The sequence below is a fragment of the Rhizobium sp. NRK18 genome, assembly GCF_024385575.1.
Lineage (GTDB): Bacteria > Pseudomonadota > Alphaproteobacteria > Rhizobiales > Rhizobiaceae > JANFMV01.
Map to the genome: position 1 here is coordinate 203099 of NZ_JANFMV010000001.1, position 11100 is coordinate 214198.

Annotated in this window: 9 protein-coding genes and 1 riboswitch; of the genes, 5 read left to right on the forward strand and 4 right to left on the reverse strand. The window is 61.0% G+C overall.

The annotated features are described in order from the left end of the window. The first annotated feature begins 357 nt into the window (after positions 1-357). From NN662_RS00860 to NN662_RS00880, 5 genes are all read left to right on the forward strand, one after another. Positions 358-3372 (forward strand): helicase-related protein, encoded by a 3015-nt coding sequence (locus tag NN662_RS00860; RefSeq protein ID WP_261928427.1) that lies wholly within the window; start codon positions 358-360, stop codon positions 3370-3372. 3 nt (positions 3373-3375) lie between these two features. Further along, positions 3376-3780: an RNA-binding S4 domain-containing protein gene (locus tag NN662_RS00865; RefSeq protein WP_261928428.1), complete on the forward strand. Its 405-nt coding sequence runs from the start codon at positions 3376-3378 to the stop codon at positions 3778-3780. A 183-nt stretch (positions 3781-3963) separates the two neighbouring features. After that, positions 3964-4302: a ferredoxin FdxA gene (gene fdxA, locus NN662_RS00870; RefSeq protein WP_261928429.1), complete on the forward strand. Its 339-nt coding sequence runs from the start codon at positions 3964-3966 to the stop codon at positions 4300-4302. Between the two features lie 379 nt (positions 4303-4681). Further along, positions 4682-5257 carry a CarD family transcriptional regulator gene (locus NN662_RS00875; protein ID WP_261928430.1) on the forward strand — a complete coding sequence of 192 codons (576 nt, stop codon included), beginning with the start codon at positions 4682-4684 and terminating at the stop codon, positions 5255-5257. A gap of 318 nt (positions 5258-5575) precedes the next feature. Next, the gene (locus NN662_RS00880; protein WP_261928431.1) at positions 5576-6436 is read left to right on the forward strand and encodes an RNA polymerase factor sigma-32; all 861 of its coding nucleotides are present in this window, start codon (positions 5576-5578) and stop codon (positions 6434-6436) included. Between the two features lie 69 nt (positions 6437-6505). On the opposite strand, the gene NN662_RS00885 is transcribed toward NN662_RS00880, so the two are convergent. From NN662_RS00885 to NN662_RS00900, 4 genes are all read right to left on the reverse strand, one after another. After that, positions 6506-7531 (reverse strand): aldose epimerase family protein, encoded by a 1026-nt coding sequence (locus NN662_RS00885; RefSeq protein WP_261928432.1) that lies wholly within the window; start codon positions 7529-7531, stop codon positions 6506-6508. 86 nt (positions 7532-7617) lie between these two features. Continuing rightward, positions 7618-8802 (reverse strand): vWA domain-containing protein, encoded by a 1185-nt coding sequence (locus NN662_RS00890; protein ID WP_261928433.1) that lies wholly within the window; start codon positions 8800-8802, stop codon positions 7618-7620. A gap of 24 nt (positions 8803-8826) precedes the next feature. After that, positions 8827-9771, reverse strand: coding sequence for a homoserine O-succinyltransferase (gene metA / locus NN662_RS00895; RefSeq protein ID WP_261928434.1), 945 nt, complete (start codon positions 9769-9771; stop codon positions 8827-8829). A gap of 79 nt (positions 9772-9850) precedes the next feature. Beyond that, positions 9851-9930, reverse strand: a riboswitch (SAM riboswitch). A gap of 250 nt (positions 9931-10180) precedes the next feature. Continuing rightward, a complete protein-coding gene (locus NN662_RS00900; RefSeq protein WP_261928435.1) occupies positions 10181-11020 on the reverse strand; it encodes an AAA family ATPase in 840 nt (279 codons plus the stop codon). Positions 11021-11100 lie beyond the last annotated feature (80 nt).

Here is an 11100-nt window from a genome sequence, read left to right on the forward strand (position 1 = left end):
AGGTCGCTGTTGGGCCCTGATATCAGGAATTCGGCAGGAAGTCTTAACGCCGGACAGTCGAACTTGCGTCGATGAGGATTTCCTGATTCACTATCTGGTGTGACGGCGATATTCGGGTGGAAGATGTAGCGGTGAACAAAGCCTGAATCTGCGCGAGTCAGCGATTCGTCGCCGATTCGTTCCTTTGCTGTTCCGAATCTTAACCGTTTGGTTTGACTCTCGAATTTCGGCCACCACCGAAGTTGGGGCTTGCCTTGTCTGCCCTTAGTCGCCATGTGTCTGGCGGTGGTCCAGCCTTCTTCGCCGGGGGCGGTCACCCTCTCGTTTTTGCGTGGTGTGATAGTGACGATCCAACCCATGATCCTGAGCGGCCGCGGCGTGACCGCGATGCTCGGTCCGACCAATACCGGCAAGACCCACTATGCCATCGAGCGGATGCTGGCCTACGGGACGGGCGTCATCGGCCTGCCGCTGCGCCTGCTTGCGCGCGAGGTCTACAACAGGCTGGTGGAGCGGGCAGGCGTCGCCAATGTCGCGCTGGTGACGGGAGAGGAAAAGATCTCGCCGCCAAGAGCGCGCTATTCCGTCTGCACCGTCGAGGCCATGCCGAGGGAAACCAGCGCCGCTTTCGTGGCGATCGACGAGGTGCAGCTTGCCGGCGACCTGGAACGCGGGCACATCTTCACCGACCGCATCCTGCATCTGAGAGGCCGCGAGGAAACGCTGCTGCTCGGCGCCGACACGATGCGGCCGATCCTGAGGCAGATGCTTCCCGGCATTACCCTTGTCGAGCGGCCGCGCATGTCGCAGCTCTTCTACGCGGGCCAGAAGAAGATCACGCGACTGCCGCAGCGAAGCGCGATCGTCGCCTTCTCGGCCGAAGAGGTCTATGCGATCGCCGAACTCATCCGCCGCCAGCGCGGCGGCGCGGCGGTCGTGCTCGGCGCGCTGTCGCCCCGGACCCGCAACGCCCAGGTCGGCCTCTATCAGGCCGGCGACGTCGAATATCTGGTCGCGACCGATGCGATCGGCATGGGCCTGAACCTCGATGTCGATCACGTCGCCTTCGCGCAGGACCGCAAGTTCGACGGGTTCCAGTACCGCAATCTCAATCCGGGCGAACTCGGCCAGATCGCCGGCCGCGCCGGACGCCATGTCCGCGATGGCACGTTCGGGGTCACCGGACGGGCGGAGCCGTTCGACGAGGAACTGGTCGAGCGTCTGCAAAATCATGAATTCGATCCGGTGAAGGTGCTGCAGTGGCGCACAAAGGCGCTCGATTTCTCCTCGCTGAACGCCTTGCGCCGGAGTCTCGAAACACCGCCGCAGGTGCCGGGCCTGACCAAGGCGCTGCCGGCGATCGATCACGAGGCTTTGGAACTGCTCGCTCGCTATCCGGAGATCATCGATCTCGCCACCACGCCCGAGCGCGTCGAGAAGCTCTGGGAAGCCTGTGCGCTGCCCGATTATCGCCGCATCACCCACGCACAACACGCCGACCTGATTTCGACCCTCTATTCGGATCTCGTTCGCCATGGCGTCGTCAACGAGACTTTCATGGCCGAACAGGTCAGGCGGTCGGACCGGACGGACGGGGAAATCGATACTTTGTCGGCGCGCATTGCGCAAATTCGAACTTGGACTTATGTGTCCAATCGCCCAGGGTGGCTAACCGATCCGACACACTGGCAAGAAAAGACGCGTGAAATCGAGGACCGGCTGTCCGACGCGTTACATGAGAGGTTGACGAAACGCTTTGTTGATCGCAGGACTTCTGTGCTCATGAAGCGGCTTAGAGAGAATGCGATGCTGGAAGCAGAAATCAGTGTGAATGGCGATGTCTTCGTGGAAGGACATCACGTCGGTCAGTTGGCCGGTTTCCGGTTTTCGCCGGTCTCCGGGGGCAGCGGACCTGACCAGAAGGCGGTCGAGGCTGCGGCCCAGAAGGCGTTGTCGCTGGAATACGAAGCGCGCGCCGCGCGGCTTTACGCGTCCGGCAACAGCGATCTCGTCATCGGTTCGGACGGGTATGTGCGTTGGCGGGGCGAACCCGTCGCGCGGCTTTCGTCCGGCGATCACATTCTTCATCCGCGCGTGATCCTGCTCGCCGACGACCCGCTGAGCAGCAATGCGCGCGAGCATGCGACCGCGCGCGTCGAGCGCTTCGTCAATCATCACATCGCGACCGTCCTGAAGCCGCTTGACGATCTGTCGCGCGCCGAAGACCTGCAGGGTCTCGCCAAGGGCCTGGCCTTCCAGCTGGTCGAAAATCTCGGCGTCCTGTTCCGCCGCGACGTCGCCGACGACGTGAAGTCGCTCGATCAGGATGCGCGCAGCTCGATGCGCAAGTACGGCGTACGTTTCGGCGCATACCACGTCTTCATGCCGCTTCTCCTGAAGCCGGCTCCGGCGGAACTGATCACGCTTCTCTGGGCGCTGGCCAATGACGGCCTGGACAAGCCCGGCTACGGCGACCTGATCCCGGTTCTGGCCGCCGGCCGCACGTCGATCGTGACCGACAACACGTTCGAACGCGCCTTCTACAAGCTCGCCGGCTTCCGCTTCCTCGGCAAGCGCGCGGTGCGCATCGACATTCTCGAGCGCCTGGCCGACCTGATCCGTCCGCTCCTGCAGTGGAAGCCAGGTTCCGGCGCACGTCCGGACGGCGCCTATGACGGCCGCCGCTTCACGGCGACGACGGGCATGCTGTCTATCCTGGGGGCGACGCCGGACGACATCGAGGAAATCCTCAAGGGTCTCGGCTACCGTGCCGACCAGGTTTCCGCGGAAGAAGCCGCAGCATTCCTGGCGAGCCAGGGCGGCGAGGCGCCTGCCGCTGAAGGTGACGCCGCCAAGGCCGATGCCGCGGCGGAAAGCACCGAGCAGGATGACGCCGCTGACGATGCCGACGTTGAGGAAAGCACGACTCCGGCTGAAAGCACCGCCGCAACCCAAGAGGTGAGCGCCGCCGCAACCGAGACGGCCGATGCGCCGGCCGCTGAAAAGGCCGAGACGGACGCCGCCGCGGCCGACGCTGCCGTGGCCGAAGAACCGAAGCCGGTTCTGCTCTGGCGCATGGGTGGCCGCAGCGACAACCAGCAACGCCGCCCGCACGGCCAGCAGAAGCAGGCCCGCTCCAATCGCGGCGAGGACGGCCGCAGGGATCAGCCGCGCGAAAATCGCGAGAACCGCGACAATCGCGGCAAGGGCGGCAAGCCCAGCCGCAATCAGCGGCACGACGGTCCGCGGCCCGAGAAGGGGCAGCGCAACGATCGTCACCAGCAGGCCAAGCCGGTGCGCAAGGAAAAGCCGATCGATCCGGATTCACCTTTCGCAAAGCTTGCTGCGCTGAAGGAACAGATGAAGAAGTAAGCGATGGCGGAGGAAGAGCATCCGGTTGCAGCGGCGCGACAGCGCCTCGACAAGTGGCTGTTCTTCACCCGCCTCGTCAAATCGCGCACGCTGGCGCAGGATTACATCCGCTCGGGCCAGATCCGGGTCAACGGCGAGCGGGTCAACGCCTCAAGCGTGCAGATCAAGATCGGTGACCGCATCGAGGGCACGCTTTCCAGCCGCGACATCGTCGTGGTCATGCGGGATGGCGGCATGCGTCGCGGGCCGGCCGAAGAGGCCCGACGGCTCTATGATGACTTCTCTCCGCTGCCGGGTGAGACAAAACGCCTCAGCCCCCTCGAGCAGGCCGTGCGCACACCGGGAACAGGGCGTCCAACCAAGAAAGAGCGTCGGGCGGTCGATCGGCTGAAGTCGGAAGACGATTAGAAAACTCTGCCTCAAGCCGGCCGAAATCGGAAACGGAATGCCCTTGCCATCAGGGATCAAAGCCGTTACCTCACAAATGAAATGAGCGTATTGGATTCTCCGGACGAACCCCGGAAAGCCGCGCTGCCCGGTATATCAGGACGTCAGGGCTGATCGTCCAAATTAGCATAGCTGGAGTGTCTCGTGACTTATGTCGTGACGGATAACTGCATTCGCTGCAAATACACAGACTGCGTCGAAGTCTGCCCCGTGGATTGCTTCTACGAAGGCGAGAATTTCCTGGTCATCCATCCCGACGAATGCATCGATTGCGGCGTTTGCGAGCCGGAATGTCCTGCCGAGGCGATCAAGCCGGATACCGAGCCGGGCCTCGACAAGTGGCTGAAAATCAATACGGAATATGCCTCAATCTGGCCAAACATCACGACCAAACGTGATCCGCTTCCCGAAGCGACCGAGATGGATGGCGTCGAAGGCAAGTTTGAAAAGTTCTTCTCCGAAAAGCCCGGTTCGGGCGATTGATCGGAGTGCATATCCTTCCGTTACGGAAGGTTTCGTTTGAAGGATTCCGTTGCATGCCGGCGGTGAACCGTCGGGCATGCCCGGTGGGCATGTATTGATTGATTTTATCATATTTTTGTGGTAGACATTCTCCATCTGGTCCACCACGCGGCAGCTATGTGCCTCAATAATCACGAAAGCTACAAAACAATTCGCGCGCGAAATCGGCATCGTCGTTGATGTCATCTACTGATTTCGATCTTCGGAGCGTTTTGTTCTCTGCATGCATTCGACCAGAGCAGAGGAAATGTACCCGTCCGTGCATTTCATTTATCCGGGCCTCACTGACCCGACTCCGGCCTTGTTGGGCCGGCAGTGTAACAGGGAGTTTTTGAATCGAATGACGACCCAGCAGAAAAAATCTTCCACGCGCCACGGCTTCAAGACCGGTGAATCCATTGTGTATCCGGCTCATGGCGTCGGCATGATCTCCGCTATCGAAGAGCAGGAAGTGGCGGGCATGACGCTCGAACTTTTCGTGATTGATTTCGAAAAGGACAAGATGCGCCTCAAGGTTCCGGTCGCGAAGGCCGTGAGCATCGGCATGCGCAAGCTGTCCGAGACCGACTTCGTCGATCGCGCCCTCAAGGTCGTCCAGGGCAAGGCCCGCATCAAGCGCACCATGTGGTCGCGCCGTGCGCAGGAATATGATGCCAAGATCAATTCCGGCGATCTGATCTCGATTTCCGAAGTCGTCCGCGACCTCTATCGCGCCGAGAACCAGCCTGAGCAGTCCTATTCGGAGCGTCAGCTCTATGAAGCTGCCCTTGACCGCATGGCGCGCGAAATCGCCGCCGTCAACAAGATGTCCGAGACCGAGGCCGTACGCCTGATCGAGGTCAATCTCGCCAAGGGTCCGAAGCGTGGCAAGTCTGTCGAAGACGATGCGGCCCAGGAAGAGGAAGAAGCCGCGTAAGTGCTGGTTTCATTCATTGCGACTTTTCGAAACCCGGCCTCAGAGCCGGGTTTCATTTTTTTTGAAGAGACGACCCAAACTCTCACATTCGTGTGATTTTTTTCCTCTGCCATTGCATTGCCGCGAAACTGGGTTCACATAATAATCGTTCGCCTGACTTATTAATTGTTTTCTCGCTGGCGGGTAGTGAACAATTTCGCCGTTGGATCGTTGTACCAACGTAGGTTGCGCGGACGCATACAGATGAAGCGACCTGAATCCCTTGGGTTCCGGCGCCTTTCATAGATTTAAGACTTTATTTGCCCCAGGAGAAGTCTGATGAATAGCATTGCCATTGACCGTCAGCTGAGCAGGGTAGCCAGAAGCGCTCCATATCTCGCCCGCGAGGAGGAGCACGATCTTGCCGTGCGCTGGAAGGAAAGTCAGGACCAGGGAGCCCGCAACCGCATCGCCATGTCGCACATGCGACTTGTCATCTCCATGGCCAACAAGTTCCGCAATTTCGGATTGCCGTTAAGCGACCTCATTCAGGAGGGCCATGTGGGCCTCCTGGAGGCGGCCGCCCGGTTCGATCCCGAACGCGAGGTGCGTTTCTCCACCTATGCAAGCTGGTGGATCCGTGCGTCGATGCAGGACTACATCCTGCGCAACTGGTCGATCGTCCGCGGCGGCACCAGTTCGGCGCAAAAGGCCCTCTTCTTCAACCTCAGGCGCCTGCGCGCCAAGCTCGCCCAAGGCGACAGCCAGCTTACGGCACAGGCGATCCATCAGGAAATTGCCTCGGCCCTCGGCGTCAGCCTGTCCGACGTGCAGACCATGGATGCCCGCCTTTCCGGACCGGATGCCTCCCTGCAGGCACCGGCGATTGCCGGCGACAACGACAGCAGCGAACGGCTCGACATGATGGCGAGCGATGAGCCGCTGCCGGACGAGCAGGTGTCTGACATGATCGACAGCGAACGCCGTCGCAAATGGCTGACCCACGCGCTGGATTCCCTGAACGACCGGGAAATGAAGATCATCAGGTCCCGCAGGCTGGCGGAAGACGGCGTTACGCTCGAGGAGCTGGGTTCGGAGCTCGGAATTTCCAAGGAGCGTGTCCGCCAGATCGAAAATCGGGCGTTGGAAAAGCTGAAGGCAGCGCTTATGTCGGCTGACCCGATGCTTGCGATGCTTTAGGGTCTGATCCTTTTAGCTATTCTGTGAAAACGGCCCCGTTCGGGGCCGTTTTCAGTTTCGGGTATGGGTTCAACCCTTGGTGAAGAGGTAGTCGGTTTCCTGGCGCAGAACCTCGCCCGGACGTAGGACGGGGCTTGGAAAATTCTCGTGGTTGATCGCGTCCGGCCAGACCTGCGTTTCCATGCAAAGTCCTGAAAATGCACCATAGTTGCGGCCTTCGAGGCCCGGAACCGGTGTCGCGAGCTTGACGGCGGCATAGAACTGCACGCCCGGCTCCGTGGTGCGCACCTCCATGGAGACGCCCGAACTGCTGCTCTTGACCAGTGCCACGGCGCGCTTGGCGCCACGCTCCGTTGACAGGCAGAAATTGTGGTCGTAGCCCACCTGCTTGCCGTCTTCCATCATGCGGATCGGCCGCATTTGGCGGAAGTCGAACGGGGTGCCACCGACCGGCCGAAGTTCGCCGGTCGGGATCAGGTTCGCGTCCGTCGGCAGATAGTAATCGGCGGCTATCAGCATGTCGTGGTCGAGGATATCGGCCTTGCCGTCCAGATTGAAGTAGCTGTGCTGGCAAAGGTTGGCGAGCGTCGGCTGATCCGTCGTTGCCTCGTAGGCGACCGAGAGAACGCCATCGTCATGCACGGTATAGGTCGCCGAAATCGAGCAGTTGCCGGCATAGCCGCAGCGGCCGTCCGGATCGACGATCTCGAGGCGAACGCTGTTTTCCGTCAGGTCAGCGATCACCCAGTTCTGCTTGCCGATATTGGTGGCGCCGCCATGCAGGTGGTTGACGCCCCTCTCGTTGAGATCCAGCTGGTAGGCCTTGCCGTCGAGCGTGAACTTGCCTCCGGCGATGCGATTGGCGCAGCGTCCCGGCGTGGCGCCGAAGTTGGAGGAGTATTTCGGGTAGCTGTCGAAATCTTCAAAGCCGAGCACGAGCGGCGGCTGGTGGCCTTCGAGACGCAGATCCTGAATGACGGAGCCCCAGGTGATGACGTTGGCTGTCAGGCCGCCGCCGCGGATCGTCACGCGATAGACCGGTTCGCCGGCGTCCGTGTGGCCGAAAATTTCACGCTCCAACGGTTTGACCGTCATCTCCCATTCCTCTCGTCATTTCGGTTGATTGTATTCCGTGCCGCCTGCCAGAGGCAGGCAATTCGTTACATGGTGCGGTGCAGACTTCAAGACAATTCCCGCGTCGCCTTTTCCAGTCCGCCAAGCGTCAGCGGAAACATGCGGCCGTCCATAAGGCCGCTCAGCAGGCCGATGGATCTGGTGTAGTGCCAATAGGATTCCTTCACCGGATTGAGCCAGACTGATTTCCGGAAATGGTCGGTGATCCGTCTCAGCCAGACCGCGCCGGCCTCGGCATTCCAGTGTTCGACGGAACCGCCGGGATGGGTGATCTCATAGGGCGCCATGGAGGCGTCGCCGACGAAGACAACCTTATAGTCGGGTCCGTAGGTGTGGAGGAGGTCCATCGTCGCCGTCCGCTCGCCATAGCGGCGATTGTTGTCCTTCCAGACGTCCTCATAGATGCAGTTGTGGAAGTAGAAGTACTCCATCTGGCGGAATTCCGCCTTGGCCGCGGAGAACAGCTCCTCGACGGCGCGAACATGATCGTCCATTGAGCCGCCGATATCGAAGAACATCAGCAGCTTGACCGCGTTGCGCCGTTCGGGCCGCGTCCGGACGTCGAGATAGCCATGTTCTGCGGTAGCGCGGATGGTGCCGTTGAGGTCCAGCTCGTCCGGGGCGCCCTGGCGCACCCATTGCCGCAGCCGCTTCAGCGCGACCTTGATATTGCGGGTGCCGAGCTCGACCGTGTCGTCGAGATTGGCGAAGTCACGCCGGTCCCAGACCTTAACCGCCCGGCGGTGGCGCGAAGTCTCTTGGCCGATACGCACGCCTTCCGGGTTGTAGCCATAGGCGCCGAAGGGGGAGGTGCCGGCGGTGCCGATCCACTTGCTGCCGCCCTGATGGCGTTCCTTCTGCTCGGCGAGCCGCTCTTTCAGCGTTTCCATCAGCTTCTCGAAGCCGCCGAGGCTTTCGACAAGCTTCTTTTCTTCCTCGGTCAGATGCCTTTCGGCGAGCCGGCGAAGCCATTCCTTGGGTATGGTGGCCTCCGCCGGGTCGGCTTCCGCTCCCGAAATGGCTTCGACGCCGCGGAAATATTCGGAAAAGGTCCGGTCGAAACGGTCGATGAAGCGCTCGTCCTTCACCAGTGCGGTGCGGGCGAGGTAGTAGAAGGCCTCGACATCATAGTCTGCCAGTCCGTCCTCCATGCCGGAAAGAAGCGTCAGAAACTCCTTCAGCGTCACGGGGACGCCGGCTTGCTTCAGGCTCAGGAAGAACGGGATGAACATGCCAACGACTATAGGCCGGCGCGGTCAGCCTGTCAGCCGCTGATCCATCCGGTCGAGGCCGATCTCGGCAAGATCGTAGGGCGTCGTCTGGTAAACCTCGTTGATCCAGTTGCCGAACAAGAGGAAGGCGTGGCTGCGCCAGCGATTGAGCGGCTGCTTCTTCGGATCGTCGTCCGGGAAATAATTGTGCGGCGGCTTGATCGGCGCGCCGGCCTCGACATCGCGGAAATACTCTTCCGCAAGCGTCGTCGAGTCATATTCGACGTGGTTGAAGATGTAGAGCCGGTTGCACTTTTCCTCGGAGATCAGGCAGACGCCGGTGTCCTTCGATTCCATCAGCAGTTCCAGCCCCGAACCGGCGCGCAGATCTTCCTTGCGCACCTCGGTCCAGCGGGAGACGGAAATCTGGAAATCGTCGGAGAAGCCGGTGAGATACGGCGAGGCGGGCTTCAGGTTCTGGTGCCGGTACACGCCGAAGGCCTTTGCCGGCAGGGTGTATTTCGGAACCTTGTGGAAGTGCCAGATCGCCGCCATCGCGCCCCAGCAGATGAAGAAGCTCGAATGGACGTTGGTCTCGGTCCAGTCGAGGATCTGCTTCAATTCATCCCAATAGGTGACGTCCTCGAAGGGCAGCGTTTCGATCGGCGCGCCGGTGATGATGAAGCCGTCGAACTTGCGATCCTTCACCTCGTCCCAGGTGTTGTAGAAGGAGATCAGATGGTCCTCGGGCGTGTTCTTGGCCTTGTGGCCACCGATGCGCACCAGCGTCAGCTCCACCTGCAACGGCGAGGCGCCGACGAGGCGGGCAATCTGCGTCTCCGTCTTGATCTTGTTGGGCATGAGGTTGAGGAGACCGATCTGCAGCGGGCGAATGTCCTGCCGGAGCGCCGTCTTCTCATCCATGACCTTAACGCCTTCACGCACGAGAATGTCGCGGGCGGGGAGTTCGTCTGGAATTCTGATCGGCATCGTAGTCATCCTTCATGCGGTCGGGCGCAAGCCCGAAGACAAAAAAACCGGCGGCGAAATCGCAACCGGTCCTTGGAACATTCGTTTGTCCGCGGCCCTTTTTAGCGACTTCTTTAACGTGGCTGCAAGCCGGCCGGCCAAATCACCACGGAACGCCTATGAAATAGCGCCAAGTTGAATGAGAATCAAGAAAAAGCGCACTCAGGGGAATGTGGGCATGCCCCACGCCCCTCCCCCCAACCCCTCCCCACAAGGGGGAGGGGCATTGCCGCCGAACCCGCAGCTTCTACTTTCCATAAGTTGGCCACGATGAGGCGACGTGAGGTGAATTAGGGGCATTGCCAGTGATAGCCCCTCCCCCTTGTGGGGAGGGGTTGGGGAGGGGACTTCCTGCTATTGAGCGAAAACTTCAGCCGTCTCGCCGCGCCATGAAAGCCAGGCGTTCGAACAGGTGGACGTCCTGCTCGTTCTTCAGCAGCGCACCGTGCAGCTTCGGAAGGGCGTTCTTCGCCTCGCCGCGCAGGCTTGCCGGATCGACGTCGTCGGCGACGAGGAGCCGGATCCAGTCGAGCGCCTCGGAGGTGGACGGACGCTTCTTCAGCCCCGGTGTCTCGCGGATCTCGTAGAACTGCGTGAGCGCTGCGCGCACCAGCGACTGCTTGATGCCGGGATAGTGGACCTCGACGATCCGCTCCAGCGTCTCGGCATCCGGGAAGCGGATATAGTGGAAGAAGCAGCGACGCAGGAAGGCGTCCGGCAGCTCCTTCTCATTGTTGGAGGTGATGATGACGATCGGTCGATGGACGGCCGTTATGGTCTCGCCCGTCTCGTAGACGTGGAACTCCATGCGGTCGAGTTCCTGCAGCAGGTCGTTCGGGAATTCGATGTCGGCCTTGTCGACCTCGTCGATCAGCAGCACGACCTTGCGGTCGGCCTCGAAGGCCTGCCAGAGCCTGCCCTTGCGGATGTAATTCTTCACGTCGTGGACGCGTTCGTCGCCGAGCTGGCTGTCGCGCAGGCGCGAGACTGCATCGTATTCGTAGAGGCCCTGCTGCGCCTTGGTGGTCGACTTGACGTTCCATTCGAGGAGATCGAGGCCGAGTGCGCTCGCCACCTGGCGGGCAAGCTCCGTCTTGCCGGTGCCGGGCTCGCCCTTGACCAGCAGCGGCCGCTCCAGCCGGATCGCCGCATTGACCGCGGTCATCAGGTCCTTGCCGGCGACGTATTCTTCGGTTCCTTCAAAGCGCATCGTCCATCATTCCTGCTGTTTGATGCCCTAGACCTATTGCCTGAGCGGGACACGGGCAACAGAAAACCCGGCGGAAACGA

Coding starts and splice junctions, on each gene's coding strand:
- NN662_RS00880 (WP_261928431.1), top strand. CDS start 5,576: ATGAATAGCATTGCCATTGACCGTCAGCTGAGCAGGGTAGCCAGAAGC.
- metA (WP_261928434.1), bottom strand. CDS start 9,771: ATGCCGATCAGAATTCCAGACGAACTCCCCGCCCGCGACATTCTCGTG.
- NN662_RS00875 (WP_261928430.1), top strand. CDS start 4,682: ATGACGACCCAGCAGAAAAAATCTTCCACGCGCCACGGCTTCAAGACC.
- NN662_RS00890 (WP_261928433.1), bottom strand. CDS start 8,802: ATGTTCATCCCGTTCTTCCTGAGCCTGAAGCAAGCCGGCGTCCCCGTG.
- NN662_RS00860 (WP_261928427.1), top strand. CDS start 358: ATGATCCTGAGCGGCCGCGGCGTGACCGCGATGCTCGGTCCGACCAAT.
- NN662_RS00865 (WP_261928428.1), top strand. CDS start 3,376: ATGGCGGAGGAAGAGCATCCGGTTGCAGCGGCGCGACAGCGCCTCGAC.
- NN662_RS00885 (WP_261928432.1), bottom strand. CDS start 7,531: ATGACGGTCAAACCGTTGGAGCGTGAAATTTTCGGCCACACGGACGCC.
- NN662_RS00900 (WP_261928435.1), bottom strand. CDS start 11,020: ATGCGCTTTGAAGGAACCGAAGAATACGTCGCCGGCAAGGACCTGATG.